This window comes from Micromonospora sp. (genome assembly GCF_048594385.1).
Taxonomy (GTDB): Bacteria; Actinomycetota; Actinomycetes; order Mycobacteriales; family Micromonosporaceae; genus Micromonospora; species Micromonospora wenchangensis.
In genome coordinates this window covers 1-23,457 of record NZ_JBMDWU010000534.1, presented here as the reverse complement: position 1 = coordinate 23,457, position 23,457 = coordinate 1, and the positions used below count along the sequence as shown (strand labels likewise).

Genomic DNA, 23,457 nt, shown 5'->3' with positions numbered 1-23,457 from the left:
CCTCGTGACGACGCACCGTACGGGTGCTGGTGCCGGCGGTGCGGTGTCGCCAGGCGGCTCGGGTGGCAGAACGGGTGCGTGTGCGCGAGCTCGATGACGACGAGGGACAGCGGCTGCTGCGGCTCATTGAGCCATCTTCATCCTGCGCAGCGGTCGCCTTCGACGTGGTGCAGGACGAGGATGGGCCTGCACGATCGCGGTCGCTCGGCGTGGGCAGCAGCGCAGCTTGACCAGGAGCCTCCAGGTCTTGAGGGTGGCGATCGCGCGTTCGCCGCGGGCGCGGATCTTCGCGTGGGCCCGGTTGACGGCCTTCTGCCGGCGTGACAGCTTCGGCCGGAAGCGGCGCCGCTTCAACGGGGTGCGCACGCTGCCGAGAGCGCCCTGATAGCCCTTGTCCGCGAAGGTCATCACATCGGGGCCGGTCAGGGCGTCGATGATGCCGTGGGTGCGGGCGGCGGTCAGGTCGTGCGTCGAGCCGGGCAACGCGCCGAGGCCCAGACGAGACGCCCGGCCGCGTCGGCGATGACCTGCACGTTCACTCCGTGACGCTTGTGCTTTCCGCAGGTAGTACGACTTCCGGTTGGCGACCCGGTTCACCAACGAAGACCGCACACTGCGGCACCTGGCCGCCCACCGCATCCCCGTGCCGCGGGTCCACAGCTCCGTCACCATCGACGACACCCTCGGCATGCTCATCGAGGACCTTGGCCCAGCCACCCGCGACGCCAACGAGAACGACGCCGCTATCGCCGCCGCCAGGCTGCACGCCCTCGATCCCGCACCACGGCCCACGACCCTCGACGACACCGCCCTACGCGCCCTGCCCGCGCGAAGCCTGGCGTGAACAGCATGGTGCTGCTCCCCGCGCATGCGGGGGTGATCCCGCCAGAGCGTGGAACGCCGGGACGGTCCACATTGCCAGTCGCCAAACCGCCCGCTGAGCGCCGCCGCAGCAGCGGACCCGCCCCCGATCGACAGTTACCGCCGAAGATCCGCCCACTGTTTCGCCGGCGCGTCGGCCGGTCGCTACGCCGCCCTACCACAGGGCACGTACACACTGGGCATTTACCTGCGATGTCGACAATGACAATTGACAGCAGATACTTCGCACCATGTGTCGAAGCGGGGCCTTCGGTACTTTCAGGCGGTGCGAGTCCATCAGGGCAGAAATCGATACCGCCATCGTCGATCGCCCGCTCGAGACGATGCAGATCTTTAGCAGGAAGACCTAGATGCGATGCAAACCAATGAGGACTGTTGGCCGTATCTCACGCCGCTCCGCGAGGGCTGGCGGTGGATAAGCGGCACCCGGGCAACAGTTCGCCGCGCGATCGGCATCGAGAACGCGCTCACCGCAGCTGACCCGGTCGAGGCCGTGCTGCGGGTGCTCGGCACGACGGCGGAGATGTCGCGAGCGTTGGACACCGAGACGGTGCTACTGGTCACCGAGGCCCACTACCGCGGGGCCACCTGGGCAGCGATGGCCCGTCACCTGGGCGGCTCGAGGCAGCGGGTCCATCAGCGCTATCAGCGGTACGTCCACTCGCCTTTGACGAAACAGATACTCACCAACGACCTGCGCGCCGCGAATGCGAATTCACGACGCGTGATCCGGCCGGTGCGGTAGCGGCGCAGCAACGTCACCCGGTGACGGAAGCCGAGCGGCGCGACGCTGAGGCATCCTGACCCGGGGAGCAGATCATGTCGTACTTCACCGACAAGCCGCTGGCGCCCCAGAACGGCCAGCTCTGCATAGACGACCTGTACGTCTTCGACGGCGAACGCGGCACCGTGCTGATGATGAACGTCAACAGCTCGGCCGTCCGTCCCGACACCGAACGGGGCTTCCATCCCGGAGCGCGGTACGAATTCAAGATCCACCATGAGACCGACAAGATCGAGGGCCTGACCTACCGGGTGGCCTTCGGTGATCCCGACCAGGGCGGCAGGCAGTCGGTCACGCTCCACGCCCTGCGGAACTCGGATGCGAGCACCGACTCGGCCGCGGGCATCCTGGTCGTGGCCGGACGAACCGGCGAGGTAGTCAGCGGCGACGGGATCCGCCTCTGGACCGGGCGGATCATGGACCCGTTCTTCATCGACCTCGACCAACTCACGACGGTCAACGAGGCCCTTCGCGACGGCACCCGGCTCGACTGGGATGCCTGGCACCCGGACGAGGCCCGCAACAGCTGCGCCGGCTCCATCGTCGAGTGCATCGTCCTGGAGGTCATCCGTAACGAGCCGGTCCTACGGGACGGGGCGCGGGTGCGGATCTGGTGCACCACCAAGGTAGCCGCCGAGGGCGGTCAGTGGCGGCCGGTCACCCGGGCCGGCCAGCCGATGATGTGGCCGATCTTCTGGCCGACCGATGCCGACTTCACCAACCCGGCCAATGCCCGGCACCCCCGGGACGACGTCCGTAACGCCAGCAGCGAGATCGCGGCGAAGGTCGCCCGCTTCGTCGCGGCGAACCGGACCGCCGCCGACCCGGAGAGTTACGGCCGCAGCGTGGCCGAACTGATCCTGCCCGACATGCTCTCGTACCGGGTCGGTTCGCCGGCCAGTTTCGGTTTCGCGGTACGCAACGGACGGGCACTGCGGGACAACGCTCCGGAGGTCATGTTCTCTCTGGTCCTGAACAAGGCGATCACGTCCGGCCTCACCGCGGAGACAGCCGAGGGGACCCGCTCCACCAGCTTTCCTTACGTGGTGCCCGCCTGACCGACCGGCTGGTGGACGCCGCGCGTCGATGGTGCCATGCCCGCCGCGCAGGGGCGAGGGAATCGGCCAGGTCGTCCGACTTCCCTGACGGATTTCCTCACGCCAACGGGCACGGCCCCGGCCCGTCATACCTTTCGAGGGCAACCACGCGCGGGGCGAACCGTCGTTCCCGGCCTGTCGAGCCGAGGCCGCGCCATCCGAATCGAGGACTCATGACGGTCAGCACGTCCTATCCGGGCATCTACGTCCAGGAAGTTCCCAGCGCGGTGCGAGCCATCACCGGGGTGGCCACCTCGGTCGCCGCCTTCGTCGGCAGCGCCCGGCGCGGGCCGGTGAACACCGCCACGTTCATCAGCGGATACGCCGACTTCGAGCGGACCTTCGGCGGGCTCTGGGCGGAGAGCACGATGAGCGGCGCGGTACGGGACTTCTTCGCCAACGGCGGCGGCCAGGCAGTCATCGTGAGACTGGTGCGTGCGGGTGCCAGCTGCGCAGAGTTGGGCGTCCCGCCCGCGGTGTGGAAGGGGCCGGCCGGCACCGGCGCGACCCTCAGCGGCGTCACCGACCTCACCGTGCTGATGACCGGCGGCGACGAGGGCCGGCTCAACCTGCTCGGTGTCAACTGCCTGCGCTCCTTCCCGAACACCGGACGGGTGGCGTGGGGAGCACGCACCCTGCGCGACGCGGATGGCGGCCGGCTGCGGACTGACGCTCCCATTCGTGAACGTCCCGAGGCGGAGACGACGGCAGACAGGGGGGTGAATGCTACATGAAGCGGCCGTACGAGGCCGACACGTCGCACAGCGAGGCAGCTGCGACGACCGCAGACGTGGCCGCCGGGAAATTGGTCGCACAGATCTTTTCCAAGGATGGGCTGACAGTAGACGACGTCGCCATCGGAGGGCGGCCGAGGTCGCCGTATACCGGGACGATGGGGAACCACTCCACGGCGTTCGTCGTGCAGGTGGGAGCCATCCGACGAGCCATCATCGGCAAGCAGGCGGGCGATGCAGCGGGCGCGATCGGGCAGCTCGTCGCCCAAGTGAGAGAACTTCCTGGATATGGATTGATCACAAACCTTCCAGAGGAACAACGCAACAAACTCAGGGACACCGAGGAGAGGATTGTCGAGAGATGTGCTGATGTCGGACAGGTGGGCTTGCTCGATCTTCAGGAAATGATCCGGGATTTTCTACAGTTCCGGGAACTCATACCACTCACAGTGATCAATGTAAAAGCAGTTGCACAGAGCGATAGCGGGAAGGGGAACGCCGAGGGCGAGCACCATGAGACGCTGCGGCGCAGCGAGGGGAACAGTGAGCCTACACCCTCCGACAACCTGAAGCGTGCCATCATCGGCCTGCTGGACGTCAAGGCACTCGCATATATATTGACCGCAATGACGGGGGACCTTGAAGAAATCTTGCCCGGCAGCGCAGGAATCCGCCCGGAAGATCTGAAACTCATGATCGTCCAGCAGCACATTTTATCCATAAGAATGGATAACCCGAATGCTCTTGGAAAAGCATGGCCCGGAGCCGTCGCCACGCCGGAGAAATTGCCAGAAATCATCATCCGAGCAATCGATCCAACCATCGATGAGCAGCGCGAAAAAATCCTCAAGGCTTGCCGTAAACGTCTCGCCGATTGGGACAGAAGAACGGGTCCTGGATTCTATGAAGAACGAAAAAGCTCCGCCTACCGCAATGAGCTGGTGGCGCAGATAGAGCAGAATGGCGGGACGCCGCCGAGTGCACCGACGGGTCTCGGGCGCCGGGAGGTCCGGAAACCTGAACGGTTCAGGGAGACCCAAGAGCAGCCAACAGCGAGGCCAGCGACCAAGCGGCCCGGGCACTGTAATAACCCACCTGTCGAGTCTGCGCCAATGCGGGCGAAGGAGCAGGTTGAGGGCCGCCGCCGTCAACGGCTCACCACCCAGGTACGGATCGACACAAGCGGACGGATCGTTGGATTCGACTCCAGCGGACGAAGCCCTTCCCCCTTTCCTGGCGCGATAGGGATGGGTGCGCATACCACGGCGTGGATCGTGTACATCGACCTCGTGCGCACCACAATCATTTCGAAGACCGCAGGGGAAGCGTTCACAGCACTGCAGAAGATCGCCTCGGCCGCGGATCAGCTGGAAATGCTGTTCAGGAGGCATATAAATTCAGACAAAGAAGACCTGGCCGCGATCGCCTGGAGGCAGTTCGCGGGGCACGGGTCACGGCTGGCGGAAATCAGCCAGAAGCAGCCGCCGGAGTCGAGACACCAAATGGAAGGCATTGTACTACAGGAGGCAATCAACTCCCTGTTAACTTTCTTCAACTATCTTCCCGGGGCGACGTTGCAGTCCGGTAACATCAATGGCGCGAGTGAGGGCAGGAAGCGAAGTATGCTCAAAGTTCACGAAAGCGGCGAAGCCTTACTGCCCAAGAAACTCCTGCAGCGAAGCCTGCTGGGACTACTTGACCTACGTGAAGTGCAAGAACGAAAGCAGCGCCTCGCTCTGATGGACCGCCACCGATGGGCGGTGGCGCAGGCATATCCGAGGTGCTGGCAGGACTCAGGAGTGAAAGAGAAGAATGCAAGCGAGCTACTGAGAATGTCGCCGGAACCCAAGGAAGACGAGACTTATCCGCCTCTCAAAAAGAGGCGGACAATGGGCAATGCCCCGCCAAGCAGTCCAGTTTGAGCTGTATAGATGGCGAGCGTACGTTACGCTGGCCGATCGCCTCCCCGCATCACCCTGCTCCGATCTGTCATTCATCCCGCACGGAGCCGGAACCAGGTCCGGAGGTCGGTCCCCGGCACGTCGCCGACGGCGGGTAGCCAGAGCACGAGGTGGCAGCGGACCGGCTCAGCCAGCACCGCGAACAACTGCTGACCGACGACGGCGCGGGTGACCTCGGTCGGCAGCCAGCGCACCACCGCCTCGTCGGCGTCCAGCGACACCGTGCCCTCCAGCGTGATCGGCTGGAACCCGAACGCCCCCACCACATTCCACGCCCTCCGCCCGGCGTCCGCGAGCGGGTACGGCAGCTCGACGCTCAGCGTGAGCGCCCGGTCCCCGACCAGGCCGCCCGGCGGTCGGCGGTCGGCGGTCGGCGGTCGGCGGTCGGCGGTCGGCGGTCGGCGGTCGGCGGTCGGCGGTCGGCGGTCGGCGGTCGGCGGTCGAGGCGTACCGTGATCCCGGCCCAGGGCTGGCCGGGGCGCGCGCTGAAGAGCCGGCTCACCGGCACCGTGGCACCGTCCTCGATGCGCTGCGAGTGCTCCGCCTTCAGTTCCAACTGGCGCCCATCGACCTGGGTGCTCAGCGCCCGTACCGCAAGAACCCGGATGGCGGCGGTGGCCCGGCGTGCGCGGCCAGCGGCCGGAACAGCCGGCGGAGGTCCGCCACCTGAATCCAGGTTCCGTCGGCGGCGAGGTCGAGCAGCGCGACGGGCCCGAAGCTGTGCGCGACACCGCAGCGAGGCCGGTACCGCACACCGACACACATTGAATCGATGCGTGCACATGCCGCGATCAGCATGCTTACGGGGGATCATCGTGCCACGAGCCGGCCCGGGCCTACGGAGCCGGACAGGAGGACGAAGTTCAGCCGATGATGGCGGCGAGAGTCAAGTTCGCAGCTCGCGTCGTAGTCGACGGCTGCGGCGAGCAGTCTGGCGGTTACTGAAGGAACTGGGCCTGCAGTTTCACCTGCCAGTTCGTCGGGAGCCGGGTCGCCGACCTCTACCCGCAGACCCAGAACTGCGGGGTCGGGCCGGCTGATCAGCCGGTCCGTCGACGGCACCAGGGCTGGAGAACAACACCGAAGGCGCTGCAGGACGGGAAGACTCCGGTGGCGGCCATTGCGACGCCGCGATCTGGGCCCCGGTGACCGGCAGGGTGGGCGAGATCTGGTCGAGCAAGCGCTGCGCCAGGGTGGCGTCGATCTCGACGTCTGCGCTGATGCGAACATCGGCCTCGGTCGCCAGGTCCACGACGTCGTCGCTGGTGAACGCATCCGCTCCGAGAGTACTCAGCCGTCGCGCGAACTCCTGGACATTGATCATTTGCTGCCTCATCGTCGGATTGTTGATTATCCAGCGTAACCCCCGCCTCGGACGGCGGATCCTGCGCCCGCCATCCGGGCCACTGGGGCCGACAGTCGGCGCCGACAACTGCGACCGCTGCGCGGAAGCCCGCAACTCTTCGGTGAGCTGATCGCGCGCCTGTGGGGCGGTCACGCTCTGTGTCACCCATGCTGTCCCACGACGCCCGGAAGTGCCGCTCCGCGAGGGCTGGCGTTCATCGTTGGTGATGACGCACGGTGATAACTGGCTACCTCGCCTGCTTCGGCTTCCAGTGTCGTACCTGCCAATCGACTTGTCGTGCGCGCCGCGGTGCCGGCCTTCTCGGGCCGCTACCGTGGGCAGAGTCGCGTGCACACCGAGTCCGACCTGCGGGTCTTCCTTCGTTGGTGCAGCGACCACGGCCTTGACCCGCTCTCGGCAGCTCGGATGGATATCGAGCGGTACGTGCGCTGGCTGCAAGACGTTCTCCGGTACCAGCCCTCGACGGCGTCCCGTCGGCTGTCGGTCGTGGTCGGGTTCTATCCACCGCCGCCCGGCTGTCGGCCAACCCGAACGACTTCGCCCTGGTCGCCCTCTTTACCTATTCAGACTGAGCTGTTGCCTTCCGGAGTTCGCTCAGCCACTCGACACCGAGTCGATGGCCGTCGGGGAACTGGTCCTCGCGATCCCAGCGCCACGTGGTGATCATCGCCAGTATGAGGGTCCGGCAATCTCGGAGCAGCCGCCGGTCGACGCCCGGGTAGTGGTCACCGACGTCGTCGGGCGCGTGGGCCAGGTCGAACTCGATCGGCCCCCGGCAACAGGTCTCGAAGTCGATGAAGAGCGGACCGGTCCGGGTCGAGAGCAGGTTGCCCGGATGGGGTTCACCGTGCAGAAGCTGCTCGGGTCGGCCGCTCTCGCTGACCGCTCGTCGCATACGGTCCAACGTGCTGGCGAGGAAGACCCGATCCGAGTCGACCAGTTCCGGCGTTCGGGCATGGTCGGCCACGAGCGTCTGCGCCGCGGAAACCCGGTCCGTGAAATGCGGGACGGGCAGGTCGACCTTACGCATCCCGGCATGCAGACGTTCGAGCGCGCCGACATACTCCGCCGTCGACAGTGACCGAGTAGTCGCCGGTTCGTAGTAGGTCCAGAAGGTGACCACGTAGTCGCCCCGGACAAAGACCTCAGGCGACTCCAACGCGGCCACCGGACTCCCGACCTCGGCCAACCGCCGAGCAACATCCACCTCAAGCTGGGCGCACTGGTGCGCTGCCGGTGCGACCCGGGCGAGCACGGCGCAGGGCTCCAACCTCAGGGTGAGCGCGTTCGAGTTGTGCAGGACGGCAGCGTTGTCGACGGTCAGGCCGAGCGATGAGGCGCTCGACACGGCTGCCTGCATCGCCCGCTGAACCTCGCATGCCTGCACCACAGCACCGTAGTTCAGCGTCCACGGTGCAGCAGCGTCATGTGGTGCTCCTGACGCGGCGGATGGATGAAACGGTCGACATAAATAGGGAAACCTCCGACTCGGGTTCGACCAGGTCAGCGACGATGCGGGACCGTCGCTGCCTGACGCGAAGCCGCCACATACCGGCGACGCAGGACGACATCGCACAGGGAACCGTGGTCGGATCTCGGCCGTGAAGATGGCTCACGTTGGTGACGGTGACCTGGGCTCCGGACCGGGTGACCGTATGCCCGGCGTACGACCGCCGAGGGTCGATCGGATCGCCGAGGTTGGTGACGGTGGCTGCCGGGCCGAAGCCACCCGGCCACGAACTGGTGACCGTGTAGTCGACCCGGCAGCCCGCACCGGCGTACCTGTGCCCGCCAGCACGGCGGCGAGAACGAAACTTCTGATCTTGTGCTGCCTCCTCCGGGGGCGGCAGGCATCGAGGGCTGCGCCTGTGGTCTCTCAGGTCGCGGTGCAGGTGAGGGCGGGCGTCGTCGCCGAGCCACCCGCGGTGAAGCCGAACGTCGTGGACGCGCTGGCGGCCAGGTTGCCGTTCCATGCCTCGTTGCCGACGTTCTGGGTGCTGCCGGAGGGGGTGTTGCGCCCACCCCAGAGCTGGGTGATGCTCTGCCCGTCGGCGAGCGTCCAACTGACCCGCCAGCCGGTGATGGCGCGGGCGCCGGCGGTCACCGTGACCTCCCCCTGGAAGCCGCCCTGCCACTGGCCGACGGTCTGGTAGCTGGCCGTGCAACCGCCCGCCCCGGGGCTGGTCGGCGGAGTCGTGGGTGGCGTGGTCGGCGGAGTCGTGGTGGGTGGGGTGGTCGGCGTGGTGCCGGCGAACTGGGTGAAGAACCGCCACACCTCGCCCGGGACCCAGGTCCGGGTGCCGCTGTCCCCGCCTGCACCGTCCTGCGGGGCGGCGATGTGCCCACCGTCGAAGGCCGCCCACACCACGGGGTAGCCGGCCCGGCAACCGGAGTAGCTGTAGACCGTGTGGGTCAGGCTGCCGGCCCTCGGCTCCGGCGGGCTCGCCGCCGTGCACCCGTTGTTGCGGACGAAGCGGTCCCGCAGCGCCCGTCCGCTGGCGATGTTGTCACCGATGCCGTGCACGCCGAGGTACGCGATCGGCTGGGTGCCGCCGCTGCATCCGCTGAGCGTGCCGGGCGAGGACTGGACGGCGACGGCCCGGAAGACGTTCGGCCGGGCACAGGCCAGGGCGTAGCTCATCCCACCGCCGTAGCTGAACCCGACGGAGAAGCGCTGCGTCGTGTCGACGCACAGGTCGCCCTCGATCCGGCGGAGCATGTCGTCGACGAAGGTGACGTCCTCACCGCCGGTGTTGGCCCAGCCGTTGCCGATGCCCTGCGGCGCCACGAAGATCGTGCTGTTGTTCGACAGCCGCAGCAGGCCGTAGTAGGCCCAGACGTCGCGCTGCACCGTCTGACCGGTCGCGACGTCGACGGCGGTGCCGCCCCACCAGTGGAATCCGAACACCAGCCGGTACTGGCGGTTGCGGTCGTAGCCGTCGGGCAGCTTCAGGATGAAGCTGCGGTTCTTGCCACCGCTGGAGATGGTGTAGGTGCCGTTGCCCAGGGTGGGGGCCTTGCCGCAGCCTGCTGTCGCGGCCAGCGGGCCGACCTCGGCGGCGGACGCGGTGCCGGGGCTCCCGGTCAGTGCGGCACCGGCCAGCGCCGCGACGAGTACCGCCGCGGTAGCCAGCGCGCCGGCGATGGACGAACGTCGGGTCATGAGATGGCTCCTGGTGTCGGTCTGCTCGGGCGTCGTCGTGCGCGGCGTCGGACGCGGGTGACGCCGGCGCGGCGTGGACGCGTCGGGTGCGGGGTGGGCGGCATGAAGCAAGGATGAGGTCGACTGCGAGCCCGGCTCCTCGACGGAAGAGCTGGACGTGGCGGTCGACGTCGCCAATCGTCAGCAGCCCGGCTGGCGGACACCCTGCGGTGACCGGCCGTCGTGAGAGCGTTAACAGGTGCTGCCCGAATACCTTCACCTGCATCTTTGCTGACTCGTCAGCCGCCGATCGCACGCGGTGCCGCCTATATGGACTCTCGTGGATGGATATGCCGTTCGTCAAGATGTGACACCAGATTCCTCGAAACTTCTGAACCCTCGATCTTCGACCACGACCGCCGCAGAACCCGCATCGCCGGAGACGTCGCCATGCAGCTTCACCTGCTGATACGTGACCGAGCCTGCCTGCGGGCCAGCCAGCCGCCCGGTGGATGTTTACGTTAACAGTTTCGGATTAATGCGGGATGCCAGAGCGCTCCGGAGCTGCCCGACGGCGATAAACCGGCCCGCAGAGGCGCTCCTGGCCCACCCCGGAGCGCGTCGGGCACCCCGATGAGCCGGATTCGCCCGTCCGAGCCACCGCCGACACGCCGCCCTCATCGTCCGCAACACCTGTCGACTTCACCTGATCGGCTCGCGGACCCAACACCGATCCCCCGCTCTTTCCCCTGGTGAGGAAGCCGTCGCAGGCCACCTCAGGCAACCGGGGCGGGGATGGGGCACTGTCGACACAACCATTGACACGCTCTGATGTGAACGTTAACTTGCTCCTCAGTGCAGCAGCTGGGTCCCGCCCTCTGCCGCCGATTCGGCTGGTCAGCGCCCCGGCGTCCGGGCCACCAGCCCCGACGGCACCGGCCAACGGACTCACCGGGCCGCACCGTCACCTCCCGTCTGCCGGAGTTCGGGCCCGACAGGCGGCGTAACGAATGGGCCCACCCGAGCGGGCCCGTGAACTCTCGTCCACATCTGGAGGACTCCATGAAACGTGGCACCGTCTGGCGTCGAGCGTCGGGGCCGGTCGCGGCCCTGGCCACGCTGGTGCTGATCGGCAGCGGCACGGTCGGGACGCCGCAGGCGTCCGCGGCGGCCGCCGGCTGCCAGGTCACCTACACGGTCAGTTCACAGTGGCCCGGCGGCTTCGGCGCGGGCGTCACCATCACCAACCTGGGTGACCCGGTCACCAGTTGGCGGCTCACCTGGAGCTTCGACGCCGGCCAGACCGTCACCCAGCTCTGGAACGGCTCCTACACCCAGTCGGGCGGCCAGGTCGCCGTCACCAACGTGTCCTACAACGGCAGCATCCCCACCGGAGGCAGCACCTCGTTCGGCTTCAACGGCGCGGCGACCGGCAGCAACCCGGCACCCACCACGTTCACGCTGAACGGCACGACCTGCACCGGCGGTGTCACCCCGACCACCCCGCCACCCACGACGCCGCCACCCACCACCCCGCCGCCGACCACGCCCCCACCCACCACGCCGCCGCCGGGCACCCGGCTGCCCTGTGACCTCTACGCCGCCGGCAACACCCCCTGCGTGGCCGCGCACAGCACCACCCGGGCCCTGTACGCCGCGTACACCGGCAACCTCTACCAGGTCCGCCGGGCCTCGGACAACACCACCCGCACCATCACCCCGCTGACCGCCGGCGGAGTCGCCAACGCCGCCGCCCAGGACACCTTCTGCGCCAACACCACCTGCCTGATCACCATCATCTACGACCAGAGCGGCCGCGGTAACCACCTCACCCAGGCGCCCCCCGGCGGCTTCCCCGGTCCCGCGCCCGGCGGATACGACAACCTCGCCAACGCCACCGCCGCCCCCACCACGCTCAACGGCCAGAAGGCGTACGGGGTGTTCGTCGCCCCGGGCACCGGCTACCGGAACAACACCACCGACGGCATCGCCAAGGGCGACCAGCCGGAAGGCATGTACGCCATCCTCGACGGCACCCACTACAACGGCGGCTGCTGCTTCGACTACGGCAATGCCGAGACCAACAGCCGGGACAACGGCAACGGCACCATGGAGGCCATCTACTTCGGCAACAACAAGGTCTGGGGCTACGGCGCCGGCAACGGCCCCTGGATCATGGCCGACCTGGAGAACGGCCTCTTCTCCGGGGTCAACCAGAAGTACAACGCCAACGACCCCAGCATCAGCCACCGCTACCTCACCGCGATCATCAAGGGCGAGCCCAACCACTGGGCCATCCGGGGCGGCAACGCCCAGTCCGGCAGCCTGTCGACCTTCTACAACGGCGCACGGCCCAACGTCGCGGGCTACAACCCGATGAAGAAGGAAGGCGCGATCATCCTCGGCATCGGCGGCGACAACAGCCACGGCGCCGCCGGCACCTTCTACGAGGGCGTGATGACCGCCGGCTACCCCACCGACGCCACGGAGAACGCCGTCCAGGCCAACATCGTCGCCGCCGGCTACCGGTGACCTGGTCTCCGCCACACCACCACCGTCACCCAAGGAGACCCCTCATGTCCTCGTCATCCCTGCGGCTGACCCGCCGCGGCCTGCTCGTCGCAGGTGGCGCCACGGGCGTCATCGCCGCGACCGGTCTACTCGGCGCCCGTAACGCCCTGGCCACCGCCGGCCCGCAGAGCTACACGCCGACCTGGGCGTCTGTCGACCAGCACCCACCGGCCGCCGAGTGGTTCCAGGACGGCAAGTTCGGCATCTACTACCACTGGGGGGCGTTCGCCGTCCCCGCGTTCGGCAACGAGTGGTACCCGCGCAACATGTACAACAACGGCTCGTACGAGAACAACCATCACAAGAGCGTGTACGGCGATCCGGCCGCCTGGCCGTACCACAACTTCATCAACGGGGCCCGCGACAAGGCGGGCAACTGGGTGCAGTTCGCGCCGAAGCTCAAGTCCGCCGGTGGCAACTGGGACCCCAACGAGTGGGCCCAGTTGTTCGTCGACGCCGGGGCGAAGTTCGCCGGTCCGGTGGCCGAACACCACGACGGCTACTCGATGTGGAACAGCAGGGTCAACGAGTGGAACTCCGTGGCCACCGGCCCGAAGCTGGACCTGCTGCGGCTGCACGCCGACGCCATCCGCGCCAAGGGTCTCAAGCTGTTCGTCTCGCTGCACCACCAGTGGAACTTCGGCGGCTACTACCAGTACGTGCCGCAGCAGTCCAGCACCACCCTGCGCAAGCTCTACGGTCAGCTCGACAACGCCACCGAGCAGCAACTGTGGACCGACAAGCTGCGGGAGGTCATCGACGGCTACCAGCCCGACCTCATCTGGCAGGACCTCTACCTGGGCCGGATCGACGAGGCACGGCGACTGGACTTCCTGGCGTACTACTACAACAAGGCTGTCGCGTGGAACCGGGACGTGGTGGTCACCTACAAGGACGGGTTCAACAACCGCGGTGAGGTCTACGACTTCGAGCGCGGCGGCCCGGCGGGCATCCAGTCCCCCTACTGGCTCACCGACGACAGCGTCTCCAGCAGCAGCTGGTGCTACACCCAGGGCATCGGCTACTACTCGACCACCGCCCTGCTGCACGCGTTGATCGACCGGGTCAGCAAGAACGGCACCATGGTCCTCAACGTCGCGCCGACGGCCGACGGCGTCATCCCGTCCGGGCAACAGACGATCCTGCGGGGTATCGGCGACCACCTCAAGCGGTTCGGCGAGTCGATCTACGGCACCCGGGCCTGGTCCGTCTACGGCGAGGGCCCCACCCAGATGGGCGGCGGCTCGTTCGTCACGCCGCGCGCGGGCACCAACCGGGACATCCGGTTCACCCGCAACAAGAACAACACCGTCCTGTACGCGACAGTGCTGGGCTGGCCGGGCAGCACCCTGACCATCTCGACGATGACGTCGGGCCGGGTGAACCTGGGCAACCTGACCGGTGTGCAACTGCTCGGCTCCACCGCCGGCACGTACATCAACCTGCCCCGGCCCACCCAGGACGGGTCCGGCCTGCGCATCGCCATGCCGTCGGCGAACGCGCCGTACAGTGCACTCGCGTACGTGGTCAAGCTGACCTTCGTCGGCGCGACCCCCACCGCGACGCCGCCTCCCACCCCCACCGCGACGCCGACCCCGACGCCGACCGGCACCACCGCGCCGCCGGCAGGCCAGGCGACGGCGAAGTACACCATCACCAACTCCTGGTCCGGTGGCTTCCAGGCCGACGTCACCGTCACCGCCGGGGCGACGCCGATCAACGGGTGGAAGGTGTCCTGGACCTTCCCCAACGGCCAGGTGATCAACCAGATCTGGAACGGCAGCCACACCCAGAGCGGGGCGAACGTGACGGTCTCCAACGTCGCCTACAACGGCGCGCTCGCCGCGGGCGCCTCCACCACGTTCGGTTTCACCGCGACCTGGAACGGCAGCAACAACCCGCCGGCCAGCATCACCTGCACCACCAGCTAGGCCCGGACGCCGGAGACCCACCCCGGTGGGGCCGGTACCGATCTTTCGGGCCGGCCCCCCCGGGGCTCCCCGCGCCCGCCGTCCGCCACCGGTGGGGTCGGGCAGCACGACCGCGATCCGGGTGACGACCACCACGTTCGACCAACTCTCCCCTGACGAGAGAGTAGGTTCGGTGGCCGATCCGGCTGTCGCTGATCGGTGAACGGGCTGCGCCCCGGCGCTGGGGTTGCGCGCGTCCGCGAGACGCCCGAGTGGAAATGGCTGTATGTCTCCTGTGCTGTCCGCGGTCGTCCGGCCGCGTCTGTCCCGTCCGTCCTGGCTGTCGCCGAAGGTGTTCCGCACCGAGGTCCTCGCCGGACTGGTCGTCGCCCTCGCGTTGATCCCGGAGGCGATCTCCTTCTCGATCCTGGCCGGGGTCGACCCCCGGGTGGGGCTGTTCGCGTCATTCACGATGGCGGTCACGATCGCGATCTGCGGTGGCCGGCCGGCGATGATCTCCGCCGCGACCGGCGCGATCGCCCTCGTGGTCGCGCCGCTGGCGAAGGAGCACGGGCTGGACCACCTGATCGCGGCGGTGATCCTCGGCGGCGCGATCCAGATCCTGCTGGCGGTGCTCGGGGTGGCGAAGCTGATGCGGTTCATCCCGCGCAGCGTCATGGTGGGTTTCGTCAACGCCCTGGCGATCCTGATCTTCGCCGCCCAGGTTCCGCACCTGCTCGGCGTACCGTGGCTGGTCTATCCCCTCGTCGCCGTCGCGCTGGCGATCATGGTCGGGTTGCCCCGGCTCACCCGCGCCGTCCCGGCGCCGCTGGTCGCCATCGTGGTGCTGACCCTGACAACCGTCGTCGCCAGCATCGCGGTGCCGACCGTCGGCGACGAGGGTGCCCTGCCGGACAGCCTGCCCACCCTCGGCCTGCCGCAGATCCCCTGGACCATGGACACCCTCACCCTGATCGCCCCCTACGCCCTGGGCATCGCGCTGGTCGGGCTGATGGAGTCGCTGATGACCGCGAAGCTGGTCGACGACATCACCGACACGCACTCCAACAAGACCCGCGAGTCCTGGGGCCAGGGTGTGGCCAACATCGTCACCGGCTTCTTCGGTGGCATGGGCGGTTGCGCCATGATCGGCCAGACGATGATCAACGTGAAGGCGTCCGGTGCCCGGACCCGCTTGTCGACCTTCCTGGCCGGCGTGTTCCTGCTGGTCCTCGTCGTCGCGCTCGGCGACGTGGTCGCCGTCATCCCGATGGCTGCCCTCGTCGCGGTGATGATCATCGTGGCGGTGTCGACCTTCGACTGGCACTCCGTCGCGCCGAGGACGCTCAAGCGGATGCCGTACGGCGAGACGACCGTCATGCTGGCCACCGTGGTGACCACCCTGGCCACCCACAACCTGGCCATCGGCGTCGTCGTCGGTGTCCTCACCGCCATGGTGGTCTTCGCCCGCCGGGTCGCCCACCTGGTCGAGGTCACCAGCGTCCTCGACCCCGACGGCACCACCCGGGTCTACTTTGTGCACGGGGAGCTGTTCTTCGCCTCCAGCAACGACCTCGTCGGCCGGTTCGACTACGCGAACGACCCCGACACCGTGGTCATCGACATGACCCACGCCCACGTCTGGGACGCCTCCTCCGTCGCCGCCCTCGACGCCATCACCACCAGGTACGCCACCCGGGGCAAGACCGTCGAGATCATCGAACTCAACAAGCCCAGCGCCCGCATCCACGACACTCTCGCCGGGCAACTCGGCGTCGGCCACTGATGGCCGCCACCAGCCGGGACACCGGGCCGCAGCACCCCTGCGGCCCGGCCACCGGCCGCCTCATGCAGATCGGCGAGGCAGCGGAGCGGGTCGGGCTGAGCATCCGGACCATCCGCCACTACGAGGAGGCCGGCCTGATCGTGCCCTCCGCCCGCAGCGAGGGCGGCTTCCGCCTCTACACCGAACCTGACCTCGGCCGCCTCGCCGTGGTCAAACGGATGAAACCCCTCGGCTTCAGCCTCGACGAGATGCGCGAGCTGCTCGCCGTCCTCGACGCCCTCGACTCCGCCACCGGCAACGACCGCGCCGACCTGCTCGACCGGCTCGGCATGTTCCACACCGCCGCCACCGCCCGCGTCACCACGCTGCGCGACCAACTCGCCATGGCCGAAGGCTTCGCCGACACGCTCCACGACAGACTCGACCACCACGGCGGTTCGACCGGTTGAGGCCGGGACACCGTCATGGCCGGTGGTGTCATCGACAGCACACAGGCGCGACGGTGGCGGTGCGGCACCCCTGCGATGCCCGTTACGGACAGACACGCGAGGGGCGGCGATCCACCCCCACGACGGTGCCCGGCGTGGGGGTCGGCGGGCCCCGTCGTGGGGGGGGGGTTCAGCAGCCGCAGCAGCCCGCCAGCGGGTCGGGGCGGGCGGCGTCGAGGGTGACGAGGCTCAGCGGCGCGGTCAGCAGCCCGCCGGTGGTGCCGGTGGCCAACCCGCGTCCCACCGGTTCGGGTCCGCAGCAGCTGTCGCCGGTGGCGGAGTCGTCGGGGTTGCTGTTGCACACGCCGGTTTCGGGGAGGTCGAGCTGGACGTCGCGGGCGGCGGTCCAGTCGCCGGCGAGGGCGGCGACGACGGAGCGGACCTGCTCGTAGCCGGTCGCCATCAGGAACGTCGGCGCGCGGCCGTAGGACTTCATGCCGACGGCGTAGTAGCCGACCTCGGGGTGGGCGAGTTCGTCGACGCCGTGCTGGGGGACGGTGCCGCAGGAGTGCTCGTTGGGGTCGATGAGCGGGGCGAGGGCGCGGGTGGCGCCCATGACCGGGTCGAGGTCCAGGCGCAGTTCGGCGGCGATGGTGTGGTCGGGGCGGAAGCCGGTGGCGGCGACGATGCGGTCCACGGTGACCATCTCCTCGCTGCCGTCGCGGTGGCGCACCACGACGGTCACCCGGCCGTCGGCGGGGGTGAGGGCGTGCACGGAGAAGCCGGTGAGCAACCGGATTCGGCCGGCGTCGACATGCGCCCGCAGCCGGGAGCCCAGCGCCCCGCGGGCGGGAAGGGCGTCGGCGTCGCCGCCGCCGTAGGTGCGCGCCGGTGAGGTGGTGCGGATCGCCCAGGTCACCTCGGTGCCCGGTTGCTCGGCGGCGAGTTCGGCCAGGGAGAGCAGGGTGTTGGCGGCGGAGTGACCGGCGCCGACGACGAGGGTGTGCCGGCCGGCGAACCGGTCGCGGTCGGTGCCGAGCACGTCGGGCAGGGCATGTTCCAGGTATGCGGCGGCGTCGGTCTCACCGCGGGCGGGCAGGCCGGACGCGCCGAGGACGTTCGGGTTGCCCCAGGTGCCGGAGGCGTCGATGACCGCGCGGGCGAGCACCTCCTGGCCGTCGGCGAGACGGATGAGGAAGGGCGTGGTGTCGCGGCCGGCGGTGCGCAGCCGGTCCAGGCCGAGCCGGCTGATCGCCTCGACCCGGGCGTCGTAGCGCAGGTGCGGCTTGAGCTGCGGCAGCTCGGCGAGGGGCTGGAGGTAGTCGGTGGCCAGTTCGGTGCCGGTGGGCAGGGCGTCGAGGTCGGGGGCGACCCAGCCGGCGTCGTCGAGCAGCCGCCGGGCGGCGGGGTCGATGTCGTACCGCCAGGGGGAGAAGATCCGCACGTGGCCCCACTGGCGTACCGCCGCGCCGACGGTGTCACCGGCTTCGAGTACGAGGAACGGCAGGCCGCGCTCGTGCAGGTGGGCGGCGGCGGCCAGACCGACGGGGCCGGCGCCGATCACCACGACCGGAAGGGTGTCCAGGGTGCTCATCAGGCAACTCCGCTGCATCGATAATGGTCGAATCAAAAAGGTGTGCGGGCCCGGGTGTCCGGGGCCGGGAACGGGTCAGGCGACGGTGGTGCTGCGGCGCTCGATCAGGACCACGTCGCGCCATCGGCCGTGGTGGCGGCCGACGCGTTCGCGGACGCCGACGACCCGGAAGCCGGCCCGCTCGTGCAGGGCCAGGCTGGCGGTGTTCTCAGGAAAGACACCGGACTGGATGGTCCAGATCCCGGCGGCCTCGGTGGAGGCGACGAGCGCGTCGAGCAGCCGCCGGCCGGCGCCGCGCCCCCGGGCGGCGGGGTGCACGTAGACGGAGTGTTCGACGACCCCGGCGTAGACCGCCCGGGCGGAGGTCGGCGACGCCGCGATCCAGCCGACGACGACGCCGTCAGCCACGGCCACGAAGCGGTGCGCGGGCAGCCGCGCGGCGTCGAAGTCCGCCCAGGGTGGCGCCGTGGTCTCGAAGCTGGCGTTTCCCGCGTCGAGCCCGGCCTGGTAGATCGCCAGGACCGCATCGGCGGCGGCGGCGGTCATCGGCCGTACGGTGACACCCGCGCGCCCCGCCGGGCCGGTGGGGTCGCCACTGCCGCCAGCCGTCATGATCATGCGTCCCCACCCGATTCTGTCTCGACGCCCGTCGAATCAGAGAGTTGCACGGTGATTAGAAGGATGTCAACCTAGAGCAATGTCTAAGCAGCCGGCGTCGCTCGTCGCCATCGACCTGAACGCGGCGACCTCGTGCTGTGCGCCGCTTGCGCAGCGGCGGGTGCCCGCGGAGGCGGCCGGGGCTCTCGCGGCGGCGTTCAAGGCGCTCGGCGACCCGGTACGCCTGCAGTTGATGTCGATGATCGCCTCCGCCGAGGGCGGAGAGGCGTGCGTCTGCGACCTCACGCCGGCGTTCGACCTGACCGGCCCGACGATCTCCCACCACCTGCGGACGCTGCGCGAGGCCGGCCTGGTCGACGCCGAACGGCGCGGCACCTGGGTCTACTACCGGGCCCGGCCCGGCGTCCTGCGCCAGTTGGCGTCCCTGCTCCGCGTCGAGCCCGCCGGCCCGTAGCGACGCGCCCGCCCCGTCGGGCGGGTCCAGGCGGGCAGGCCGGACGCTCCGGTCAGCCGATGATGTGACACCCGGACGACCACGTCCCGGGGACCACTCTTTACCCACCTCCGATAGCTCAGCTATGGTTGAGTCAATGAACGTTGAGCTTGATTCTCTGGCAGGGCGGGCGCGGATCCATGCCGCACTCGGGGACCCGGCGCGGTTGGCGATCGTGGACGCGCTCACCCTGGGCGACGCCGCGCCCGGGGAGATCGCCCACACCCTCGGCCTACCCACCAACCTCGTCGCCCACCACGTCAAGGTCCTCACCGACGCCGGCCTGGTGGTCAAGGGCCGCTCCGAGGGCGACAGGCGGCGCACCTACCTGCGGCTGCGGCCGGAAGCCCTCGCCGTGCTCGCCCCGCCGCCGCTGACCGGTGTCGGCCGGGTGGTGTTCGTCTGCACCCGCAACTCCGCCCGCTCCCAGCTCGCCGCCGCGCTCTGGCACGACCGCACCCACAACCCGGCCGCGTCCGCCGGCACGCAACCGGCCTCCCGGGTGCATCCGCGCGCCGTGGCCGTCGCCGGCCGGCACGGGCTGCGTCTGGACCCCACCGCCACCGCCCACGTCACCGACGTCGTCCACGACGACGACCTGCTCATCGCCGTGTGCGACAACGCCCACGAAGACCTCACCGGACCCGTCCGCCCCCGCCTGCACTGGTCGGTGCCCGACCCGGTCCGCGTCGACACCGACGAGGCGTTCGAGGCCGCGTTCGCCGACCTCGCCGCCCGCGTCGACCGGGTCGCCCCCGCCGTCACCCCGACGACCTGCACGTCCCCACCGACCGACAACCACCCTGCCCGAGCATCCCGGACAGCAACACCATGGGAGACAACAGACCGATGACCCCCACCCTGTGGCGGCGCCTGCTGGCCGAGTTCACCGGCACCGCCGCACTGGTCACCGCCGTGGTCGGCTCCGGCATCATGGCCGCCACCCTCTCCCCGGACGACGTCGGCCTGCAGCTGCTGGAGAACTCGATCGCCACCGCGTTCGCGCTCGCCGCGCTGATCCTCATGTTCGGGCCGGTCTCCGGCGCGCACTTCAACCCGGTCGTCTCCGCCGCCGACTGGTTCCTCGGTCGCCGCGCCGGCACCGGCCACACTGCACGCGACCTCGGCGGCTACGTGACGGCGCAGGTGCTCGGCGCGATCGCCGGGTCGGTGCTGGCGAACCTGATGTTCGACCTCGCCGCCGTCGACCTCTCCGGCAGGGACCGCGCCGCCGCCCACCTGTGGCTCGGCGAGGTCGTCGCCACCGCCGGCCTGATCCTGCTGATCTTCGCCCTCGCCCGGTCCGGCCGCGGACCCGTCGCCCCCGCCGCCGTCGGCGCCTACATCGGCGCCGCCTACTGGTTCACCTCGTCGACCTCGTTCGCCAACCCCGCCGTCACCATCGGCCGGGCGTTCACCGACACCTTCGCCGGCATCGCCCCCACCTCCCTGCCCGGCTTCGTCGTGGCCCAGCTCGTCGGCCTCGCGGTCGGTGTCGGCCTGCTCGCCGCCCTCTATCCCGATGCCGGTGCCGCCGCCGACCAGGTCGTCGTCCCCACCGACGCGGACGCCACCGTCAACCACCGCTCGTGACGCGGCGCCCGCACGGCACCGGCGCGGCCGAACTCCCGCCCAGGCTGTTCGACCTCCGCCACGACCCGGGCCCCCGACGCCCGACCGCAACGACACCCCCGACCCTCGCCCGTTCGTCCAGCTCAACGACGTGCTGGTCAACCGGACCCGCGACCCGTACCGCCTGGAAGGCACCCCATGAGTGACAAGCCCAGCGTCCTGTTCGTCTGCGTCCACAACGCCGGCCGTTCCCAGATGGCCGCCGGCTGGCTGCGCCACCTCGCCGGCGACACCGTCCAGGTCCGCTCCGCCGGCTCCGCACCCGCCGCGACCGTCAACCCCGCCGCCGTCGAGGCGATGCGGGAGGTCGGCATCGACCTCACCGACCAGACCCCCAAGCTCCTCGAGTACGCCACGGCCGAGTCCTCGGACGTGATCGTCACCATGGGCTGCGGCGACGCCTGCCCGGTCTTCCCCGGCAAGCGGTACGAGGACTGGAAGCTCGACGACCCGGCCGGCAAGGGCGTCGAGGCCGTCCGGCCGATCCGCGACGACATCCGCGCCCGCGTGGAGCAGCTCCTCGACGAGCTGCGCCCGACCGTCTGACGTCACCCTCGACGCCGCCCGCCGGAGCCCCGTTACCCCTTTGACCTGGCTGGGGGGTTCACCGACCGGCAGGAGCAGACCCGATGGTGACCACGCGCGCCCACTCGGGTGGCGCGTCCGGCACGTAGTCAGGATCGTCCTCGCTCCACCCGGTGGCCCGGGGAAACAACCCGACCACGGTGCGGCAGGGCGGCCGCGAGGACGGCCAGGGTGTCTGCCCGTCGGTCAACACGACGACGACGTCGGGGCACGGCCTGTCCCGCAGCGCACGGGCGAAACCCGCGCGCAGATCCGTACCGCCACCGCCGAGCAGCGGGATGTCCTCGATGCGGCACAGGGGGCGTACAACGTCGGCCGCCGCGTCGCACGGCAGCACGGTGACCAGGTCGCGCCGACCGCCGACGGCCCGGGCGATCGCGGCCACCTCGAGCAGCGCGCTGCCCAGTTCGGCGTCGCTGACCGAGCCGGAGGTGTCGATGACGACGCAGACCCGTGGGGGTCTGCGTCGCAGCGCGGGTAGGACGACGCCGGGTACCCCTGCCGAACGCCTCGACTGTCGACCGTAGGTGTAGTCCTCACCGACGCCGGGCGCGGTGACCACCGAGCGGACCGCGGCTGCGAGCAGCTCCCGCCACGGCTGCGGTGGATGGAACGCCTGCTCCGCCCACCGTCGCCAGCTCCGGGGCAGGTTTCCTGGTGGGGCGGTGATGCCTTGCGCCACCCGGAACCGCACCACGTCGCGTTCCTGTGGGCTGAGTGCGTGCGCGCCGTCGGGTCCGAGGTCCCATTCCCGCTGCCGGCCGTCGGCGCCGCTGCCGCAGTCGAGCCATGCCAACTGCTGGGTACGCGGTCCGAGCCGGAACTGCCGCAGGTAGTCCTCCATCAGCTGCCCCTCGGGCAGCAGCAGGTCGCCGGGTCCGACGGCGCCGTCGGGGCGGGCCAGCCCGTCGCCGAAGACATCGTCGTTGATCTCGCAGTCCGCGGCGATGTTCATCCGCAGCCGCTCCCCCGGCCCGGTCAGCCCGCGTTCCCGCGCGACCCGGTCGCTGCGCCCGTGGTGGTCACGGAGCAGGTGCGACACCTCGTGCACCCACACTCCGGCGAGTTCCTCCACCGGGGTGCGGTCCACGAACACCGGCGAGACGTAACATCGCCAGTGCTGGTCCACCGCCATCGTCGGCACGCGCCGGGACTCGACGACGTGCAGGGCGAACAGCGCCACCGCCAGGTAGGGCCGAACCCGGACAGCGTGCAGCCGGGCGGTGAGGAGCTTGTCCCGGTCGAGCGTGCCGACCTGTCCGGGTGTCACCGGCCGACCCCCGCGACCCGGGCCGCCACCTGGTCGGCCCGACGGGACAGGGCCACCACCCCGGTGAGCCGCTCGATCGATGCGGGCACCTCCCAGTCCTCGCGGCGCAGCCGGGCGAGGGTGGACGCGGGGACGACCACCAGGTCCGCAGGCCCCGTCTCCAGCGCCTGGGCCAGCAGCGTCCAGGCCGCCTCCCAACGGGACCGCTCAGGGTGCCGGCGGACCGCCTCCACCACACCGTCCAGCACGGCCTGGCGCAGGTCGCCGCGCTCGGGCAGGACGGCGGCCCCCGGGTCGGCCAGCAGCACCTCGGGGTCAGGAAGATCCATCCGGTCCAGGCTGGCCAGCAGCTCCAGTCCCGGGCCGTCGCCCACGGTGCCCCTGACCAGCATCGACAGGACCTCCCGGGAGGTGTCGGCGGCGGTGGCGAAAGCGATCAGGCGAAGGGTCATCTCCCAGCTGCGGGGCGACGGCCACGGGCCGCCACGACCGGCCTCACTGGTCGGGAGCCGGTGCACCAGCGCCGGGCGGGCCGCCAGGAGCACGCACACCGCGCGACGGGCGAAGGCGACGGCGTCCGGCAGCCGCTGCGGGTCGAGCCGGG

The 23,457-nt window shown here is 69.7% G+C and carries 23 protein-coding genes and 1 pseudogene; 14 read left to right on the top strand and 10 right to left on the bottom strand.

What is annotated here, in order from left to right; all coding sequences use genetic code 11:
• Nucleotides 1–123: 123 nt before the first annotated feature.
• Nucleotides 124–639, bottom strand: a complete 516-nt coding sequence (locus tag ACOJTC_RS28295; protein WP_420119171.1) for a transposase family protein — start codon at nt 637–639, stop codon at nt 124–126.
• Here ACOJTC_RS28295 and ACOJTC_RS28290 point away from each other — a divergent pair.
• The 5 genes from ACOJTC_RS28290 to ACOJTC_RS28270 all read left to right on the top strand — a co-directional run bounded on the left by ACOJTC_RS28290 (nt 581) and on the right by ACOJTC_RS28270 (nt 5,419).
• A complete protein-coding gene (locus ACOJTC_RS28290) occupies nt 581–844 on the top strand; it encodes a phosphotransferase (RefSeq protein ID WP_420119170.1) in 264 nt (87 codons plus the stop codon). The two genes, ACOJTC_RS28295 and ACOJTC_RS28290, sit on opposite strands and share 59 nt — an antisense overlap.
• Nucleotides 845–1,237: 393 nt before the next feature.
• Nucleotides 1,238–1,627, top strand: a complete 390-nt coding sequence (locus ACOJTC_RS28285; RefSeq protein ID WP_420119169.1) for a hypothetical protein — start codon at nt 1,238–1,240, stop codon at nt 1,625–1,627.
• A gap of 74 nt (nt 1,628–1,701) precedes the next feature.
• Nucleotides 1,702–2,724 (top strand): DUF4331 family protein, encoded by a 1,023-nt coding sequence (locus tag ACOJTC_RS28280; RefSeq protein WP_420119168.1) that lies wholly within the window; start codon nt 1,702–1,704, stop codon nt 2,722–2,724.
• A 212-nt stretch (nt 2,725–2,936) separates the two neighbouring features.
• Complete coding sequence (locus ACOJTC_RS28275; RefSeq protein WP_420119167.1) at nt 2,937–3,497, top strand: hypothetical protein; 561 nt, start codon at nt 2,937–2,939, stop codon at nt 3,495–3,497.
• A complete protein-coding gene (locus tag ACOJTC_RS28270; protein WP_420119166.1) occupies nt 3,494–5,419 on the top strand; it encodes a hypothetical protein in 1,926 nt (641 codons plus the stop codon). The genes ACOJTC_RS28275 and ACOJTC_RS28270 overlap by 4 nt, the downstream gene beginning before the upstream one ends.
• Nucleotides 5,420–5,490: 71 nt before the next feature.
• Here ACOJTC_RS28270 and ACOJTC_RS28265 read toward each other — a convergent pair whose 3' ends face one another.
• The 3 genes from ACOJTC_RS28265 to ACOJTC_RS28255 form a co-directional block, all read right to left on the bottom strand.
• Nucleotides 5,491–5,721: a hypothetical protein gene (locus ACOJTC_RS28265; RefSeq protein WP_420119165.1), complete on the bottom strand. Its 231-nt coding sequence runs from the start codon at nt 5,719–5,721 to the stop codon at nt 5,491–5,493.
• 53 nt (nt 5,722–5,774) lie between these two features.
• Nucleotides 5,775–6,014 carry a hypothetical protein gene (locus ACOJTC_RS28260; protein WP_420119164.1) on the bottom strand — a complete coding sequence of 80 codons (240 nt, stop codon included), beginning with the start codon at nt 6,012–6,014 and terminating at the stop codon, nt 5,775–5,777.
• 408 nt (nt 6,015–6,422) lie between these two features.
• The gene (locus tag ACOJTC_RS28255) at nt 6,423–6,794 is read right to left on the bottom strand and encodes a hypothetical protein (protein ID WP_420119163.1); all 372 of its coding nucleotides are present in this window, start codon (nt 6,792–6,794) and stop codon (nt 6,423–6,425) included.
• 306 nt (nt 6,795–7,100) lie between these two features.
• Between ACOJTC_RS28255 and ACOJTC_RS28250 the strand changes: the two genes are divergently transcribed.
• On the top strand, nt 7,101–7,487 hold the full coding sequence (locus tag ACOJTC_RS28250; RefSeq protein ID WP_420119162.1) for a site-specific integrase: 387 nt from the start codon (nt 7,101–7,103) through the stop codon (nt 7,485–7,487).
• Here the strand turns inward: ACOJTC_RS28250 and ACOJTC_RS28245 are convergent.
• Both ACOJTC_RS28245 and ACOJTC_RS28240 read right to left on the bottom strand, forming a co-directional pair.
• On the bottom strand, nt 7,384–8,211 hold the full coding sequence (locus ACOJTC_RS28245; protein ID WP_420119161.1) for a phosphotransferase family protein: 828 nt from the start codon (nt 8,209–8,211) through the stop codon (nt 7,384–7,386). The two genes, ACOJTC_RS28250 and ACOJTC_RS28245, sit on opposite strands and share 104 nt — an antisense overlap.
• Nucleotides 8,212–8,700: 489 nt before the next feature.
• On the bottom strand, nt 8,701–9,987 hold the full coding sequence (locus ACOJTC_RS28240) for a cellulose binding domain-containing protein (RefSeq protein WP_420119160.1): 1,287 nt from the start codon (nt 9,985–9,987) through the stop codon (nt 8,701–8,703).
• A gap of 1,041 nt (nt 9,988–11,028) precedes the next feature.
• On the opposite strand from ACOJTC_RS28240, the gene ACOJTC_RS28235 reads away from it, so the two are divergent.
• The 4 genes from ACOJTC_RS28235 (at nt 11,029) to ACOJTC_RS28220 (ending at nt 16,682) form a co-directional block, all read left to right on the top strand.
• On the top strand, nt 11,029–12,498 hold the full coding sequence (locus tag ACOJTC_RS28235; RefSeq protein ID WP_420119159.1) for an arabinofuranosidase catalytic domain-containing protein: 1,470 nt from the start codon (nt 11,029–11,031) through the stop codon (nt 12,496–12,498).
• A 44-nt stretch (nt 12,499–12,542) separates the two neighbouring features.
• Complete coding sequence (locus ACOJTC_RS28230; protein WP_420119158.1) at nt 12,543–14,468, top strand: alpha-L-fucosidase; 1,926 nt, start codon at nt 12,543–12,545, stop codon at nt 14,466–14,468.
• Nucleotides 14,469–14,733: 265 nt separating this feature from the next.
• Complete coding sequence (locus tag ACOJTC_RS28225; protein ID WP_420119157.1) at nt 14,734–16,233, top strand: SulP family inorganic anion transporter; 1,500 nt, start codon at nt 14,734–14,736, stop codon at nt 16,231–16,233.
• Complete coding sequence (locus ACOJTC_RS28220; RefSeq protein WP_420119156.1) at nt 16,233–16,682, top strand: MerR family transcriptional regulator; 450 nt, start codon at nt 16,233–16,235, stop codon at nt 16,680–16,682. Before ACOJTC_RS28225 ends, ACOJTC_RS28220 begins: the two co-directional genes overlap by 1 nt.
• 169 nt (nt 16,683–16,851) lie before the next feature.
• Here the strand turns inward: ACOJTC_RS28220 and ACOJTC_RS28215 are convergent, their stop codons facing one another.
• Both ACOJTC_RS28215 and ACOJTC_RS28210 read right to left on the bottom strand, forming a co-directional pair.
• Nucleotides 16,852–18,255, bottom strand: a complete 1,404-nt coding sequence (locus ACOJTC_RS28215; protein ID WP_420119155.1) for an FAD-dependent oxidoreductase — start codon at nt 18,253–18,255, stop codon at nt 16,852–16,854.
• Between the two features lie 75 nt (nt 18,256–18,330).
• On the bottom strand, nt 18,331–18,867 hold the full coding sequence (locus ACOJTC_RS28210) for a GNAT family N-acetyltransferase (RefSeq protein ID WP_420119181.1): 537 nt from the start codon (nt 18,865–18,867) through the stop codon (nt 18,331–18,333).
• 85 nt (nt 18,868–18,952) lie between these two features.
• Here ACOJTC_RS28210 and ACOJTC_RS28205 point away from each other — a divergent pair, with 85 nt between their 5' ends.
• The 4 genes from ACOJTC_RS28205 to ACOJTC_RS28190 all read left to right on the top strand — a co-directional run bounded on the left by ACOJTC_RS28205 (nt 18,953) and on the right by ACOJTC_RS28190 (nt 21,544).
• Nucleotides 18,953–19,327, top strand: coding sequence for an ArsR/SmtB family transcription factor (locus tag ACOJTC_RS28205; protein ID WP_420119154.1), 375 nt, complete (start codon nt 18,953–18,955; stop codon nt 19,325–19,327).
• Between the two features lie 136 nt (nt 19,328–19,463).
• Nucleotides 19,464–20,219 (top strand): helix-turn-helix domain-containing protein, encoded by a 756-nt coding sequence (locus ACOJTC_RS28200; protein WP_420119153.1) that lies wholly within the window; start codon nt 19,464–19,466, stop codon nt 20,217–20,219.
• On the top strand, nt 20,216–20,959 hold the full coding sequence (locus tag ACOJTC_RS28195) for an MIP/aquaporin family protein (RefSeq protein WP_420119152.1): 744 nt from the start codon (nt 20,216–20,218) through the stop codon (nt 20,957–20,959). Before ACOJTC_RS28200 ends, ACOJTC_RS28195 begins: the two co-directional genes overlap by 4 nt.
• Before the next feature lie 177 nt (nt 20,960–21,136).
• The gene (locus ACOJTC_RS28190; protein WP_420119151.1) at nt 21,137–21,544 is read left to right on the top strand and encodes an arsenate reductase ArsC; all 408 of its coding nucleotides are present in this window, start codon (nt 21,137–21,139) and stop codon (nt 21,542–21,544) included.
• A 58-nt stretch (nt 21,545–21,602) separates the two neighbouring features.
• On the opposite strand, the gene ACOJTC_RS28185 is transcribed toward ACOJTC_RS28190, so the two are convergent.
• Nucleotides 21,603–22,853 (bottom strand): DUF2201 family putative metallopeptidase, encoded by a 1,251-nt coding sequence (locus tag ACOJTC_RS28185; protein ID WP_420119150.1) that lies wholly within the window; start codon nt 22,851–22,853, stop codon nt 21,603–21,605.
• A pseudogene (locus tag ACOJTC_RS28180) lies at nt 22,850–23,457 on the bottom strand (AAA family ATPase); the annotation flags it as partial. The pseudogene ACOJTC_RS28180 and the gene ACOJTC_RS28185, both read right to left, overlap by 4 nt.